Raw genomic sequence first — 14,624 nt, 5'->3', positions numbered from 1 at the left:
GCTATTTATGGGCTTGTCTCGAAGATTCAGCCTGGGCTTGCGTCTCTTGGCCGGTGGAGGCAGGACTTGAGTGGCCTTGTGCCTTTGGCTGTCTGGGGCTTGGCTTTTGGTTACGTGTTGCTCGGGGTTTTCGCCTTGTTAAGTGTCTTGCAGCTTCCGGGGAGGTTTATCGCTCTATGGCTTTCCTTGATACTGGGTGTAATCGGGTATATTGGATTGGGTATTACGGCCTTGAAGCTTGGAACATACTTGGGTTCCGGCGTGTTCACCCTGGGAGGAGCTTTCGCTCTTATCTCGTCTCTTATCCCGGTGTTCGCGCCTATAACGTGGCTTGTCTTGTATATTGAGGCTAGCGGTCAAGCATATAGGGTTGCGCAGGGAGGACTGAAGTCTTAAGGCGTAAAACATGCACTGGCGTTAAAGTCGTCTGGACTGTTAGGATTTATAAAAGGCTTTTTCCAAGATTTAAGTGATGAGCGAGAAGCTTGTCAAAAGCCTGGGGAAGAGCATAGAGCTTGAGAACAAGAATGCCTCGGATCTCGAGAGTGGTGTTAAGGGTTTGAAGAGCGAGGTTATCAGGACTATTCTGGGGAGTATAGCTTTTGACTCTCGCAAGCACGCCGAGATGTATAAGGGTATACTTAACATCCTGACTAATGTCTCGCCTGCTATCAGCGAGGAGGACTTTGAGAAGTTGAGGGTTATTGTTCAGACACACATAAAGCTGGAGGAGGAGATGATAAAGGAGCTTAAAACCTATATGGGTGAGTTGAAGGATCCTAGGGTTGAGAATATATTCCGCTACATCCTGGATGACGAGTACAAGCATCACAGAATGCTTGTAAACATTCTCGAGATTATTGTTAAGAGGGAGGTCATAAAAGAGTCTGAGATATGGGATATGCTTTGGAAGGAGGTACCATTCCACGGGACGCCCGGAGGTTAAAGAGGAGAAAAATGGATTTTATTTGGAATTCGAGGATTTTTTGGTTTTAGTGTTTTTTCCCTTATCATTTTCAGATTTCTGTTTACTTTTAGACTTGCACGGCATGGTTGCTCAACTAATGCTTAATGATGTCTATTAAAAATTTAACGCTTAGATTTGAGGATTTAACTCAAGGCTTTATTTATCAATCCTCTTTTTCTTGCGGAATAGGATGACCGCTATACTTGAGAAGGTTAAAGCGAGTAGAATGGGCCATAATGGCACTACGATTGACGATACGCTGCAGTCAGCTGTAGAGGTCTCAGGTATAACGACGCGTAACCGGTATACGAGTAGGGAGGAGTTCCGGGACGACTTTAAAGCACAGCTGAGGCTTGCTTCAGCGTAGAGTGCCGGGAAGCCTAGGCTTGATACGTCCAGATCTGCTACGGCTTCGTAAAGAGCCTTGATGTTTAAAGGCCTGTCAACCACGACTTCTTTTCTACTTGTTTTCTCACCGTCTATGATGAACGTAGTTGGCACGTAAAGTACGCCGTTTATGACGGTGGGTGAGGCGTGCAGGAGGATTGTGGAGCCCTGGTCGACCCATTCGGCTGTGACGCCTGCTAGGAGGGATATTGTGCAGAAGTATTGCCTCGTATAGGTGACTTCATATGTTCCGGGACCTATGATCTTGGCTTCGCTCAGATTCCAGGTGTTTGCCTTGTATCTTACCGCGGGCTTTGCGAGCCTAGTATTATTCCCTAGATTAATAACTTCAGGTAACATGGCCTTGAGTGGTGTTCCTTCATCAACCCATAGGGTGGTCTCGTTGAGGGATTTTATTGTTACTAGGAATTGTTTACGATAGTAGCCTATGAGCTCGCCCGGCCTCTTGATCTCGTAGCTACTGTTGACCTCGGCGCCCGAGAATGTTATCTTCTCGAGCTTGTACCTTACTCCTTCTCCAGCATCAATAACCTCTGGAATCAGGGAGGCGACCCTTGTTCCATCGTAGACCCAGAGCTCACTCCTCTTGTGTGGAAGTGTTAGATAAACTAGATGTTGTATAAGATACTTGATCTCAACGACAGCCCCAGGCCAAACCCTTGTGGCGTTGAAGGGCTTACCCTCGACGAAAACCGTGGGCTGGACGAGCCTGGTACCGTTGCCCAGGTCTATTATGGGCTTTATGAAACGCGAGATATCGGTGCTGGTTGAGAAGTTTAACCCTAGGGGTGTTTTGACGAGTACAATGGAGGACCAGAGGAGCTTGGCTTCGGTAGATCCTGGCTTCACAATCACTATTCCCGGCCTTACAAGCGATGCTGAGGCAACTGATTTCTCGTACGTGTTTCCCCCGGTTGACCAGGCTGTGAGGGGGGTTGACCACTGGCTATCGCGTAGGTATTCTAGTTTTAGGGTTACTTGGCCAGAGTTGAGCAGGGCTAAGGGATAGTCTGCTGACTTTCCCGCGAATACAAGCTCAGCGTCTATTGGGCTCCACTCCCATAGGAGGGGTTTTACTGTAAGGCTTGCCTTATAGGCACCAGAGTAGGGTGTTAAGGACACTTGGTCGACTAATACTCCATCTCTCAGGAACATGATTGTGATTGTACCTGTTGTTCTCGCAAGGCTGACTTCGAGGCTTGTAGGGCCCAAGGGTTTGGTTGTCGGCTCTGCGTAAGCGTAAAGGTAGCCTTCGCAGCCCCCAGATCCGCCGCTATAAAAGCGGACTGTGCCCTTACCGGTAATAGCTGTTGCGAGCAACGGGGATAGTGTACACGTGGCGTCCTTATGCACCATCGTTATGTTCCATATGTTTATGTTGACGTAGACCTTATTCCCTTCAATTACGAGGACCTCCTGTAACCAGTACCTTTGCAGAGAACCTGAAAGTGTAACCACTTCAAGGTTCAGGTTGAGCTGGACGCTAGCACCGGGGCTTGTACCTGAGGTGCTGAAGCTGGTTGCGGCGAAGCCGTCTGTGAAGCCGATCTCAGCTCTTGCCGCGGTGAAATTGTAGGCATAGGCTGTGTATGTTCCGTTTATAAAGGATATCCCCGTGTCTATTATTCCTATGGGGGCTGCCGCTCCGAGGCTGGTCTGGGATGTGGAAGTCATGCGTTCGAGGGCCCAGGCTAGGGCTGGCGCGCCGCAAAGGTGAACTGTGAGCCTGCCGCTTATCCTTGCTGTTAAACTTGACGGGTTTAGTATTGCAAGCCCTATCCTTCTGGGCGTGGTTGTTCTCGCCGAGAGCATCTGGGATAGAAACGTTTGAGGGTTCGTGGACGCTATCTGGCTGTTTTGCTCCGTGTCCAGAACGACCATCTGTACAGGGGCAGTCGAGGTTAGCTCAGGATACATTGTTATGTCGACGATCCCGGGGCGAGAAAAGTAGACCTCATAGAAGTGATAGGTGTTCGGGGGTATGGCGTCGTGAATCATGTATGATAAGCTTACGCAGTTGTCCTGTGCAAGCAAGGTTTTGAGTGAAAAAAGGAATATAAAGAGCGTTAACAGGAGTAAGACTCTACGCATCGCATAAAGGTATTTTTATCAAAAAATAAAGGTTATTTTTCGGGGACGTGTTAGATTATCAACTCGCCGCTCCGCCTATAGAAGTGTACCTTTCCGTAGTCGAAGGATACCTCGACGCCGTCCCCTATGTTGAAACGTTCCTCGGGTGGGAGGACAGCTCTTATCAGTGTCCCGTCCGGGGCTGAGAGGAAAGCGAACTCTTCCCGTCCTAGCCACTCCACCGAGTAGACAGTAAAGGTTTTACCTTTACGTACGACGAGGTGTTCTGGTCTAACCATTAGGGTTACTTTTGTCTCGCCCTTCTCGCGTAGAACTTGTGCTATGTCTTGTGGCAGTGGAAATACGGCTCCAGCCACCTCTAGCCTTGGCTGTGGCTCGAAGACTACGTCGGCCTGGAGCAGGTTCGCTGGCGGGCTTCCGATAAAGCCTGCCACAAAGGTGTTCGCCGGGTTCCTGTATAGCTCCTCGGGGGTCGAGTACTGTTGGAGCTCACCCTTGTTGAGGACTGCAACCCTGTCTGCTAGGCTCATTGCCTCTGCCTGGTCGTGGGTGACGTATATCGTGGTTATGCCTAAATCCCTTTGGAGCCTCTTGAGCTCCGCCCTTACTTCTACCCTTATCTTGGCGTCGAGGTTGCTTAGGGGCTCGTCCATCAGGAAAAGCTGTGGACGCTTTACTATTGCCCTTGCTAGAGCGACGCGCTGCTGTTGGCCACCGCTGAGCTGTCCAGGCTTCCTGTTAAGGAGGTCCTCGATGTGGAGTGTCTTTGCGACCTCTTTTACTCTCTCGTCGATCTCTTGCTTTGATAGTTTCTTGAGTTTCAGGGGGAAAGCTATGTTCTCGTAGACTGTCATGTGGGGATAGAGCGCGTAGCTCTGGAAAACCATTCCTATGTTCCTGTCCTTTGGTTCAAGGTCGTTCACCACTACGTCATCAAAGTAGATGTAGCCTGTCGTGGGCTTGTAGACTCCTGCTATCATCAGGAGTGTCGTCGTCTTTCCGCAGCCGCTTGGCCCAAGCAGGACAACGAACTCTTTGTCTTTGACTTCTAGGTTTAGGTTTTTAACTGCGTCGACGCCTCCCTTAAAGATCTTGGACACGTTTTCCAGTCTTACCCTAACCATTCAAACTCACCCCTTTACACTACCTATTGTGACCCTAACCAAATACTTTTCACCAACGACGTAGAGCACGATCACGGGTATGAGGTAGAACACTGAGAGCGCGGCTATGAGCGCGAGGTTTATGCCGCCCATCTCCCCCACCAGGCTCCTTATGAGAAGGGAGAGGGTCCAGTTTGTCTGGGACTGTATGAACGTGTACACGAAAATGTACTCGCCCCACCCGCTCAGGAAAGAGAAGAGGGCTACAGCGAAGATTCCCGGTGTGACCAGTGGTAGCATTACACGGTAGAAGGCGCCCAGCCTGCTGGTCCCGTCTACAAGGCTTGCTATCTCAATGTCCCATGGTATGCTGTCGTAGAAGCCCTTTAAAACCCACACACCTAAGGGTAGGTCGACGGACATCCTGACCAATATAACCCCTGCCAGGGTGTTGAGGAGGTTAAGCTGGCGCAATAGGAAGTAGAGGGCGATTAAGAGAACCGATGCGGGGACGCCGTGAATCACGAGGAAGGTTCCTAGAAGGGTGCTCCTGCCCCGGAAACTGTAGCGCGAAATAACGTATGCCGCCATGGAGGATATCAATACTACGAGGAGCATGTTTCCGAGTGCAAGTATCATTGTGTTAACTGTAACGGTGTACACGTTGGGGTAGAGCTTACTATAGACAGGGTTCTCTTGGAATAATATTCCGTTCCTTATGAAGTTGAAGTTGTCTAGCGTGAATCCCTCTATCGTAACTTGGCTCTTGCTGAAGGCTAATCCTATGAGTAGAGCTAAAGGTACGATTATTATGAGTGTTAATACTATAGCCGTAAAATACAGGAGTACAGTTGATAATTTCAACCTCACATCCACCACCTACTCCATCTTAGGCTCCGCCATCAACTCCCTTAGCCTGAAAACCTTCCAGTAAACCACCGAAAGTATTAGGCCGATGACAAGCAGTATGGTGACAAAGACCGTCGCATAGCCGTACCTCATACTCGCAAGGTATTGACCAAAGGCGAGGTGATACGCTTGAAGTATCATCACCTCTGTGGAGTAGTATCCAGGGCCGCCGTCAAGGGTGAGCAGTATGTATTCGAAGGACGCGAGTAGCGAGAGAGTCTGGTAGGCTACTACGAATGCTATCTGCCACTTGATAAGGGGGAGTATTATCCTCCTAACAATTGTGAGCTGTGAGGCCCCGTCAACCTTGGCCGCGATGATGTAGTCTTGAGGTATGGATTTTATAGCGGAGCTGAATATAACCATTCCGAGGCTACAGCCTATGAAGCCGTTAACTATTATAAGGAAGGGCCAGTAGTAGTGGAAGGTCCACGCCACTGGACGCTCTCCCAAACGCCTCAGTATTGTGTTTAGGAAGCCGGTATCCATGGGAGAGAAGATCCACATCATTATAAACGCGTAGATGACGGAGGGCATAACCCTGGGAAGGTACCATAATGCTCTCATGAGGGTTCCCAGGGTGTCGTGGACGTGTGTGGATACTAGGGCGAGGAATAGTCCAACTAGAACGTTAAAAGTCAAGGTCCCCGTCACGAATATTATAGTGTTCTTTACAAATATTGGAGTGTTGATGTCAGTTATAAACTTCTGGTAGTTTGCGAGGCCGATCCACTCCCATATGAAGCGGTAGTCAAGGTTTGTTAGAGATATAAGCACTGTGAGAACGGCCGGGATAACCATGAAAAGCACGATGACGATTGTAGCCGGCACCAGCATTAATGCTAGAACCGCGATTCGAACCCAGCGTCTACCAAAAGCCATGTAGAGAACCACCCAGAAAAAAATATTTTTATTTTTTAATCCCTAATGATTACACTGTCACCTAGGGTATTCTGTAGGTTCTGTCTGAAGACCTGGAGAGCCTGATCAGAGTTGAACTGCCCTGTCTCTATTCCCTTTATGACGTTAAAGATTATGGTGTTGTAGTCGCTCCACTTCGGGTGTAAAGGCTGGTATTTGGCGTATTCTACCATGTAACCCGTTGCGGCTAGGAACTTGTCCTTAGTGTATACGGGATCTGAGAGCTGGTCGTATAGTATCGCTAGGTGTGCACTTTTAACCGCATGCAGCGAGTTCAGGTATGGATCGGTGGCGAGGGTGATTATAAGGAAGGCTATCTCGGGGTATTTGCAGGACTTTGATACGAAGTAGGCTTGAGGCTGTGAGAGTGTTACCGGCTTTAAGCCTGGCTCACCGGCGGGGTACAAGGCAAAGCCGAACATTTGCCAGAATCTATCCTCTGATAAGTTGAAGGAGCCTATCCACTGTCCCTTGTTCCATATGCCTCCCATCCAGAAGAGGACCTTCCCAGAGACTATTGTGGGGTGAATGTCCCTGTTGAAGTCTAGGGAAGTTATCTTGTCTGAAATAGCCTTGCCCTTCTGCATGGAGGCCTCGTAGAACCAGTCGAAGGTCTTCTTCCAAGCCTTCATGTCAGCGACAAGCTTGCCCGTGGTGGGGTCTTGGAGCGTGCCTCCGAATGCCAAGTATACTATAGGCCAGTCGGGTCCAGCGCTGGGCCTATGCCATATGGCGTAGCCTGGCTGTACCACGCCCTTCTGGACAGCCTCCTCGGCTACACGCAGTAGGTCTTGTAGAGTAAACTGTCCGCTCTTGATCTTGTCGGGGAGTGAGTTTATCTGGTCATCGGTCCAGCCGAGCTGTTTTAGTAGTAGCTTGTTGTAGAAGATTGGTCGGGCTTCGGTGTCCTGAGGTATACCCCATATGTGCCCTTTGTATGTAACGGAGTCCCATAGACCGCTAATTATGTCATAGTATGTCCAGTTCCAGTACTTCTTGACATAGTCGTCTAAAGGAATAATCCAGCCATTTTCGCTAAGCAAGGCTGAGTAGTGATGCTCCATCTGGAAGATACAGGGACCAGTGCCACCTTGCAGCGCGAGGAAAACCTTGTTCCTGTAGTCCGTCCAGCTCGCTGTAGAGAAGTCGCCCTCCACCTTTACAGTGGCTGGGACGCCGACGACCTTGAATATAGTGTTAAGCCTGTTTGCCGCCTCTACCAGGTTCAGCTGACGATATATTGATTCTCGCTCAGGTCCCTGCGTCCATGCTGTTATCACTATCTCTACGGGTTTGCCGCCTTGTTGCTGCTGTAGTTGTTGCAGCTGGTTTTTCAGAGTCTGTAGCTCTTGGTTTAGCTTGTCATACTCACTTTTAGGGACTACCTCTCCTGTCGGAGCGGTAGGCTGTGGAGCTGTAGCCCAGTGGACAAGATAGCCGACAGCGAAACCAAGGACGAGAACTACTATGAGAAGCAGTGCAATTGATTTCTGAGTTTTTGCTTGCATGCTTGCTCATTTTTTTCTGAACTTTATACTCTATAAATCTTTTTCTCGTAAGCTTTAAAGGTTTATGTAAAATAAGAATAAAAAGTCTAAATACATAAACATAAGATTAAAAGAAAGTATTGATTTCTATAAGAAGAATATATAGCTGTAAAGCTTTAGTTTTATACGCTAGTACGTTTCTTTCTGAGCTTAGCTGTGACTTGCTCAACGGCATACTGTATTCTCGAGAGAGTCTCTAGGGAGAGGATGTGTGAAGTTAGGTAGACGAGAAGTATGGTGAGGATTATGGAGAGGACTAGGTAGAGAGGAGTCTGTGCGGGTGGAACTGAGGCCACGATATCCTTGGCTAGTATTGTTGGCTGGGTTAGTGGGAAGATATAGAGTATTGCCTTAACAACGGGGCCTAGCATTTGGGATGGAGCGAATATAACAAAGTATCCTGGGAGGAAGATTAGCATGGAGAGAGGCCCTAGGATTGTGTTGGCTATTCTAACGTCTTTGCTTAGGGCGCCTATTACTACTCCTAGGGCTGCTGCAAAGAATAGTGAAATAAGTAAGCTGGGTACCAGGAGGACTAGGCTCCCTGAGGGTAGTAAATCAATGGCAGCTGGGGAATATGGAGGAGCAGCTTGCTGAGCCGTGATTTGTGGCTCCGTAGGAAAGCTTGTAAGCACTATTAAAAAGTAAAGGCCTATCCCTATCATCTCAAAGAGTGAGCCTAAGAGAGAGACTAAGAACATTCCGAGCAGTTTCGCCGTTAGTATGTCCCGCGCAGGTACGGGCATCGTAAGAAGGGTTTCTAGAGTCTTTTCCTCGTTTTCTACGGCCATGGAGGTCGCTGACATCTGCATGACCACCATGGCTATGGACATAACTATTATAGGAATGAAGAGGGCTGCCATTACTAGCCCAAAGAGAGATACAGGATCGGCTGGTAGGAATAATTTCTTGCTTGAAATGTAGGTCTGGGGTACCGACTCGACGGGATTCTGGAGAAGCTGAGGATTGATCCCTGAGTTGTTCGCCAGTAGTTCGAGGTAGAAGGATTTCAAAGATCCGAGTAGACGCCCGGTTTGGATACCCGAGGTAAAGGAGATCTCGTCTACTATCTCGATGAGCGTGACGTTTAGAGGCTTTTCGTTCTCAATTGACGATGAAAACGAGTTAGGGATTACTAGTATAAGCTTTAGTCCTTTGGCTGACGCCTCCGAATATATGTTGTTACCCCCTTTTTCAAGGTAGGTTATAGTGTAGCCCTTGCGTGATAACCACTCGAGGAGCAGTCTCGAGTAGTACCCGTTGTCAAGGTTTAAGACACCTATGTTCTGAGTCATCTGTACTGCTTCCTGCACTGCCGTACGCATTGGAACCATGATTACAAGGGCCACCACTGGCATTATTAGGGCGCTTAGGATGAAAGGTACTAAGATTCTAGGGTCGCGAAGCGTGTCCTTTACCTCTTTGATAAGAAGGGGCCTGATCACGTGACACCACCTGCTAGCTTGAAGAACACTTCTTCTAGATTCCTGACCCCGTGCTTGGAGATGAGCTCCTTAACGGGACCCTCCTCTATTATGAGGCCCTTGTTAAGCATTGCCACGCGTGAGCAGACGTCCTCTACTTCAAGCATGTTGTGGCTTGAGAGAAGTATAGTGACGCCGAAGCTCTTAGCGTTCTCCTTGATGAGGTCGCGTATCTCTTTTGCCTGAATCACGTCTAGGCCCGCGGTAGGCTCATCCATTATGGCTAGTTTAGGCCTCAGCATCAATACCCGTGCAACTTGTACACGCCTCTTCATACCCTTGCTGTAGGTCTTCATTTTCTCGTGTATTTTCTCGCCTAGACCCGAGATCTTAATCCCGAGTTCAACAGCCTCCTCCGCTTCCCTTGTTCTCCCATAATAGAGCTCTGCGACGAGCCTTAGGAACTCGTAGCCTGTGAGATTCCTGTATGAGCCTGCGTCCTCGGGGAGGTATGCTATTTGCCTCTTAACCTTCAATGTCCCGGGCTTCTCGCCGAGGACTAGAACCTCACCGGAGGTGGGTTGGAGCAGGCCTGCAAGTATCCTGAACGTGGTTGTCTTGCCGGCGCCATTGGGACCTATGAGGCCGAAGACTTCGCCTTCTTGGACTTCAAAGCTTATACCATTGAGAGCCCTGAAAGAGCCATAATCCTTCACGAGTCCTTTGACCAGGACGGCATGCATGAACAGGTCACACTTTAAATGAAAAAATATATAGGAAAATATAAGATTTATTAGGGGGCAAGAGCTTGGAAGACCCTAAAAAATTCTGCTGGAACACCCTTATATGCTTCATATCTGTTCTATCGGCTACAGCCATAGCCTTCTACGTCGGGCTTGTCCTAGCTAGATTTAATCCGATCCTGCTACCTCTAATTCTTACGCTAGCGGTATACCCAGGCTTTGCCTACCAAGTGTATAAGGGAAAGTTGTGGACGGCAAGCCTGCTAGTGTTCTCCTGGGCCATACTAGCCTCTCTTCTGATGATACACTACGCTTATTCGAATGGGCTTGAGGGAGCAGGGCTTGTGGCCAAGGGGGCTGACTATGTTAAAGAAATGTTTTCCTGGATAGCAACGGGTAAGGGAGCCGAAGGTGACCCGTCGTTGTTCATCGTTCCTAAGATAATAGAGATCGTAGTGTTTTCAATGGCATCCTTTCTAACGGTTGGCTTTGCAGGGCTCTTCATGGGAGCCTACCTTCTAGACTACATGAACTTCTATGTGGGTATCCTGCTGCTCCATGCTAAGCCTGGACACTTCCTTGAAGTTGCTTTACTTTCCTGGCAGATCTACGCGATACTACGCGTTGTTGGGTACGTCCTATTAGGGACGAGCCTCTCTAGAATTTCCTTGCTGTTTTTCAAGAAGCGGAAGTTGATCATTGAGGATGAGGTGAAGAAGATGCTACTGTATTCTCTGGTGTTCATTGCGCTAGACTTCCTATTGAAGGGAGTTGTCGCAAACGCGTTTTACCAACCCATGTTAAAGCTCTACGTTAGCCTACCATAGTAAAATAGATATATTCAAAATTTATTTCAATCCGCATGTATGACAAACATCTATCCCTATCCTGGTCCCGCAACGCCAAACGGTCTCTACCTTTACTCGACTACCGAGAAGAGATGGATCCAGCTTGAAAGGTTCTGGTTGAGCGAGAACGGTGTACACGTTATATATTTCGACAATACCCTCTGCCCCGCATGCAGAAAGTTCGACAAGACCTGGTTCACCTTTGTAGAACAGAACGCGGAAAAAGCAAGGGACACTTATTTCATGATAGCCCTCTGTGACTGGTTTGCCGGGCAGTGTGGCTCTGAGCCCGCAAGGAGGCTCTTTGAGATCTTCGATGTACACGTTTCACCTACGATAGTCTTTCTAATCAGGAAGGGCGGAGAGTTGAAGAAGAGTCTAAAGCATGAAGGCGTGATGGACATGGAGAAACTTGCGATGACCCTTGCCGTTCTCTTAAGCCTTAACGTGTAAGCTCCCCTATTGCCGCCTTGGCGGCTTTTCTGACCGCCTCACTGCTATTGAATTTTGGAGCCCAGCCCAGGGCCTTGAGCTTTCTAATATCGAGGTGCATGTATTTCACATCCCCCACCCATCCTCTGCCACCATCTACACCCCCCGTGATCTTGTATCTGACATTCGTCAGACCCATTTCCTTCACTACAATAGCTGCCACGTCGAGAACGGTTATTGAGTCCTCGCTCCCAACATTGTAGGCCTCAAACCCCCTAAGGGTCTTCTGCCAAGCGGTAATTGTTCCTTCTACCGCGTCGTCGATCCAGATGTAGCTTTTACGCTGGGTCCCATCTCCAAGGATCTCCAGTTCGTGGGGATTCGCTTTGAGCTTCGCCACAAAGTCCTTTACGACTCCCCTCTTTGCCCTGGGGCCTACTACGTTAGCGTATCTCAGAGCGACGGCTGTAAAGCCATAAGTGTAAGTATAGGCCGAGATCATTGACTCGCAGGCAAGCTTGGACGCCCCGTAGAGCGAGATAGGCTTCATGGGGGAGTAGTCCTCGGGCGTTGGAAGCCTAGCTGCGTCACCATAGACTGTGCTTGTGGAAGCAAACACTATGCGCTTGACGTCTCTCCTCCTCATCGCCTCTAGGAGATTGTATGTTGCAAGGATGTTGTTCTCGTAGTGTTCCTTTGGGTCTCCAACCCTAACCTCCGGATTCGCCGCAAAGTGGAAGACGGTGTCCACTTCGTCTCTTATTGCCTCCTCAGAGACCTCTGGTAGGCGGAGATCACCCCTGATTAATCTGATCTCTGAAGAAATGCCTGAGAGGTTTTCGATATGGCCCGAGGAGAAGTTGTCTACAACTGTCACTTGGTAACCTAGGCTCAGCAGCTTCTCTACGAGGTGGCTACCTATAAAGCCGGCCCCACCGGTCACCACAACGCTCATAGCAACCACTATGCTAAGCCTATCATTCTCGGACCTCTGATGCTTACATCCGGGTTCAACGCCTTTATAAGCCTAGCCGCAAACTCGTAGTGGTCCTCGGGACTTGTGTTTGAAAAGCTTCTGGCTGACTTCTCGTATATCTCGATTTCAAAGCTGGAGCCGTCTTCCCGTTCTAGCCTCATGTAAGCCAGGTCGAGGACTTCTCCTTTATAGTTAAGTGTACCAGTTGCCAAGCTAAACGAGGTGAAGACGGTGTTCATTTCTTCCTCGAGCTCTCTCTTCAACCTATCACTGTCCTTTCCCAGCACTTTTCCGAGAATCTCCTCGTGAGATTCGAACTCTATTACTCCGTAAGAATATTCTACGTCTCGCACCGAGAATATACTCAGCTTCACAAGATTGTAGGTAGAGGGGCCTAAATAAAAACTAGCTGTTCGATACGAGAGAAAACTGCACACGCCAATATACAAGTCTTATTTTTATAGTTGAATCCGTGTTTTTAGGAAATCAGTATGAGACTTGAAAGAAGAATACTCTCCCTTATCATCCTCATCTTAATCGTCATACTCTCTGTGAGGCTCTTTGAGAGCCTACTAGGCTCTCTCTTTAAAGATATTGCTCCCATCTACCAGGCTCACCGCCACCTTGTATACGCGGCCATAGCCACCCTTGTGGGCGCAGCTATAATACAGTCAGTCGCTACGGCTACTCTAGGCTGGTTCAAGGAAAAGCATCGACCCGAAGCCTATTACGTCCGGAACGTTACAATCCTATTTGGATATATTATTCTGGGCTTCGTCGACGCCGCGCTTCTAGGCGTCAGTGGCGAGTCACTGCTTGCGAGCGCGACATTCACCGGCTTGATAATAGGCCTCGCATTGCAGCCAGTGCTCTCAAACTTTTTCTCAGGAATCCTGATACTAGCCTCTGGTTTTCTGAAGCCTGGTCAGAGCGTTAGGATTACGGGGCCAGTTACGATTTCGGTGCTTGCCTTTCCCGCGTATAAGTTTTTCAGCAGAGACCAGCTTCTTCCAAGCCTTAAGGGCACAATAATCGAGGTAGGGTTCATGTTCACCAAGATGCTCGATACTGACGGGCAACTCGTAAAGATACCTAACTCTATTCTACTAAACTCGAGCATCGTAGCGGAAGAGCTGGAGGAGAGTAAAACGATACAAGTAAGATACGAGTTTCCCATATATTGTGATCCGGATACTGTCTTATCAGAGCTCAGAAGCGCGATATCTCCGTTTGTAAAGGAGTTCAACCTGTACATTGAGGAGCAATCAGACAAGCAGTACTACATCGTCCTCATCGTTGCTCACACTCCAACCAGTTCCAAGACGAGAGAGTTCCGATCCAGGGTTTTGAGGGAGGTGGTGAAGGTCCACCGGAAACTTGGGAACTGTCAGAGCCCTGACAAATGAGTACAGGGTTCCTTGCATAAAAATGTAAAAATGACTTTCACGCCAATCCAAGTAACATTTATCTGACGCCTCTACGGTTTTTTCCCGGGTTTGTCATGCCTTTAAATGTAGGTGATTATGTTCCGGACTTCACTGCCCAGTCGACCAGGGGAGAGATTAGATTCTCAAACCTCAAAGGACGAAAAGTAGTAATATTCTTCTTTCCAAAGGCGTTTACCCCTGGATGTACACGCGAGGTTGAAGCCTTTAACAAAGCTCTTAATGAGTTTACCAGTAGAGGCGTTGAAGTGATAGGCGTTAGCGCCGACAAGCTGTCCACTCTGCAGCGGTTCGCCGAGAAATACTCCCTGCAATACCCGCTTATCTCCGACTCGAGTCTAGAAATCATAAAGTTGTTTGGAGTCCTCGGCAAGTCTGGGAAGACCGCGCAACGAGTTACCTTCGTCATAGACCACGATGGGAAGATAAAGGCGATCGTAAAAGACCTGAAGAGGGCTGAGGATCACCCCACCGAGGCACTAAAATACCTGTAGATAAAAAGCCTATCTCACCAAGTTTATTCTTGGCTGGTTATTCTAGCGGAGCCACCCGTTTCAATAAACCACAGTCACCGGGAGTTCAAGTCATTTTACGCTCTAACAATTCTACTTAGCATTCTTCCAGCCTGCTATGGGATCCGCACTTCTAGATGTCCTTTCTTTCTCGCGAGCTCGGCTGCCTTCTTTCCATCATTGTATTGAGCATCAAGATCCGCGCTCCAAAACATCTTAACCAATTCAGGGTCGCCTCCACCAGCCGCATAGCGTAGAGGCGTCGGTCGAGAGCCTGTCCCTGCATCGACGTCAACAT

General features: G+C 48.7%; 15 protein-coding genes and 1 pseudogene. 6 read left to right on the top strand and 10 right to left on the bottom strand.

All coding sequences use genetic code 11. The annotated features are described in order from the left end of the window. Positions 1 to 396 (top strand): hypothetical protein (locus ACP5KC_RS06270; protein WP_428286980.1); only part of this gene is annotated, 396 nt, incomplete at its 5' end. 76 nt (positions 397 to 472) lie between these two features. Next, a complete protein-coding gene (locus ACP5KC_RS06265) occupies positions 473 to 946 on the top strand; it encodes a ferritin-like domain-containing protein (protein ID WP_273433598.1) in 474 nt (157 codons plus the stop codon). Between the two features lie 177 nt (positions 947 to 1,123). Here ACP5KC_RS06265 and ACP5KC_RS06260 read toward each other — a convergent pair whose 3' ends face one another. The 7 genes from ACP5KC_RS06260 to ACP5KC_RS06230 form a co-directional block, all read right to left on the bottom strand. Next, positions 1,124 to 3,466 (bottom strand): thermopsin family protease, encoded by a 2,343-nt coding sequence (locus tag ACP5KC_RS06260; RefSeq protein WP_428286979.1) that lies wholly within the window; start codon positions 3,464 to 3,466, stop codon positions 1,124 to 1,126. 50 nt (positions 3,467 to 3,516) lie between these two features. After that, entirely contained in the window at positions 3,517 to 4,590 is a 1,074-nt protein-coding gene (locus ACP5KC_RS06255) for an ABC transporter ATP-binding protein (RefSeq protein ID WP_052884016.1), read from the bottom strand. 6 nt (positions 4,591 to 4,596) lie between these two features. Continuing rightward, positions 4,597 to 5,439, bottom strand: a complete 843-nt coding sequence (locus ACP5KC_RS06250) for a carbohydrate ABC transporter permease (protein WP_424739030.1) — start codon at positions 5,437 to 5,439, stop codon at positions 4,597 to 4,599. A gap of 9 nt (positions 5,440 to 5,448) precedes the next feature. Then, positions 5,449 to 6,360 carry a carbohydrate ABC transporter permease gene (locus tag ACP5KC_RS06245; protein ID WP_428286978.1) on the bottom strand — a complete coding sequence of 304 codons (912 nt, stop codon included), beginning with the start codon at positions 6,358 to 6,360 and terminating at the stop codon, positions 5,449 to 5,451. Between the two features lie 35 nt (positions 6,361 to 6,395). Then, the gene (locus ACP5KC_RS06240) at positions 6,396 to 7,907 is read right to left on the bottom strand and encodes an ABC transporter substrate-binding protein (RefSeq protein ID WP_428286977.1); all 1,512 of its coding nucleotides are present in this window, start codon (positions 7,905 to 7,907) and stop codon (positions 6,396 to 6,398) included. Between the two features lie 161 nt (positions 7,908 to 8,068). Beyond that, positions 8,069 to 9,391, bottom strand: coding sequence for an ABC transporter permease (locus ACP5KC_RS06235; RefSeq protein ID WP_428286976.1), 1,323 nt, complete (start codon positions 9,389 to 9,391; stop codon positions 8,069 to 8,071). Beyond that, positions 9,388 to 10,113: an ABC transporter ATP-binding protein gene (locus ACP5KC_RS06230; protein WP_052884020.1), complete on the bottom strand. Its 726-nt coding sequence runs from the start codon at positions 10,111 to 10,113 to the stop codon at positions 9,388 to 9,390. Before ACP5KC_RS06230 ends, ACP5KC_RS06235 begins: the two co-directional genes overlap by 4 nt. A gap of 65 nt (positions 10,114 to 10,178) precedes the next feature. Here ACP5KC_RS06230 and ACP5KC_RS06225 point away from each other — a divergent pair, with 65 nt between their 5' ends. Further along, complete coding sequence (locus tag ACP5KC_RS06225; RefSeq protein ID WP_273433608.1) at positions 10,179 to 10,940, top strand: hypothetical protein; 762 nt, start codon at positions 10,179 to 10,181, stop codon at positions 10,938 to 10,940. Positions 10,941 to 10,979: 39 nt separating this feature from the next. Next, positions 10,980 to 11,414: a hypothetical protein gene (locus ACP5KC_RS06220; RefSeq protein WP_428286975.1), complete on the top strand. Its 435-nt coding sequence runs from the start codon at positions 10,980 to 10,982 to the stop codon at positions 11,412 to 11,414. Here the strand turns inward: ACP5KC_RS06220 and ACP5KC_RS06215 are convergent. Continuing rightward, positions 11,404 to 12,336, bottom strand: coding sequence for an NAD-dependent epimerase/dehydratase family protein (locus ACP5KC_RS06215; protein ID WP_428286974.1), 933 nt, complete (start codon positions 12,334 to 12,336; stop codon positions 11,404 to 11,406). The genes ACP5KC_RS06220 and ACP5KC_RS06215 overlap by 11 nt on opposite strands. Before the next feature lie 20 nt (positions 12,337 to 12,356). Continuing rightward, positions 12,357 to 12,743 carry a hypothetical protein gene (locus ACP5KC_RS06210; protein WP_273433613.1) on the bottom strand — a complete coding sequence of 129 codons (387 nt, stop codon included), beginning with the start codon at positions 12,741 to 12,743 and terminating at the stop codon, positions 12,357 to 12,359. Positions 12,744 to 12,860: 117 nt separating this feature from the next. Between ACP5KC_RS06210 and ACP5KC_RS06205 the strand changes: the two genes are divergently transcribed. After that, on the top strand, positions 12,861 to 13,775 hold the full coding sequence (locus ACP5KC_RS06205; protein WP_052884024.1) for a mechanosensitive ion channel family protein: 915 nt from the start codon (positions 12,861 to 12,863) through the stop codon (positions 13,773 to 13,775). A gap of 95 nt (positions 13,776 to 13,870) precedes the next feature. Beyond that, complete coding sequence (locus ACP5KC_RS06200; RefSeq protein WP_424739013.1) at positions 13,871 to 14,308, top strand: peroxiredoxin; 438 nt, start codon at positions 13,871 to 13,873, stop codon at positions 14,306 to 14,308. A 134-nt stretch (positions 14,309 to 14,442) separates the two neighbouring features. Here the strand turns inward: ACP5KC_RS06200 and ACP5KC_RS06195 are convergent. Further along, positions 14,443 to 14,624 (bottom strand): annotated as a pseudogene (locus ACP5KC_RS06195) (ankyrin repeat domain-containing protein); the annotation flags it as partial.

The sequence above is a fragment of the Infirmifilum sp. genome, from assembly GCF_049970975.1.
Taxonomy (GTDB): domain Archaea; phylum Thermoproteota; class Thermoprotei; order Thermofilales; family Thermofilaceae; genus Thermofilum; species Thermofilum uzonense.
The sequence above is the reverse complement of the archived record's forward strand: the minus strand, read 5'-3'. Positions and strand labels throughout refer to the sequence as shown.

Bases quoted from the DNA above. Each gene is read 5' to 3' on its own strand.
- ACP5KC_RS06245 (WP_428286978.1), bottom strand. From the start codon at position 6,360: ATGGCTTTTGGTAGACGCTGGGTTCGAATCGCGGTTCTAGCATTAATG.
- ACP5KC_RS06240 (WP_428286977.1), bottom strand. From the start codon at position 7,907: ATGCAAGCAAAAACTCAGAAATCAATTGCACTGCTTCTCATAGTAGTT.
- ACP5KC_RS06260 (WP_428286979.1), bottom strand. From the start codon at position 3,466: ATGCGTAGAGTCTTACTCCTGTTAACGCTCTTTATATTCCTTTTTTCA.
- ACP5KC_RS06255 (WP_052884016.1), bottom strand. From the start codon at position 4,590: ATGGTTAGGGTAAGACTGGAAAACGTGTCCAAGATCTTTAAGGGAGGC.
- ACP5KC_RS06265 (WP_273433598.1), top strand. From the start codon at position 473: ATGAGCGAGAAGCTTGTCAAAAGCCTGGGGAAGAGCATAGAGCTTGAG.
- ACP5KC_RS06230 (WP_052884020.1), bottom strand. From the start codon at position 10,113: ATGCATGCCGTCCTGGTCAAAGGACTCGTGAAGGATTATGGCTCTTTC.
- ACP5KC_RS06205 (WP_052884024.1), top strand. From the start codon at position 12,861: ATGAGACTTGAAAGAAGAATACTCTCCCTTATCATCCTCATCTTAATC.
- ACP5KC_RS06220 (WP_428286975.1), top strand. From the start codon at position 10,980: ATGACAAACATCTATCCCTATCCTGGTCCCGCAACGCCAAACGGTCTC.
- ACP5KC_RS06200 (WP_424739013.1), top strand. From the start codon at position 13,871: ATGCCTTTAAATGTAGGTGATTATGTTCCGGACTTCACTGCCCAGTCG.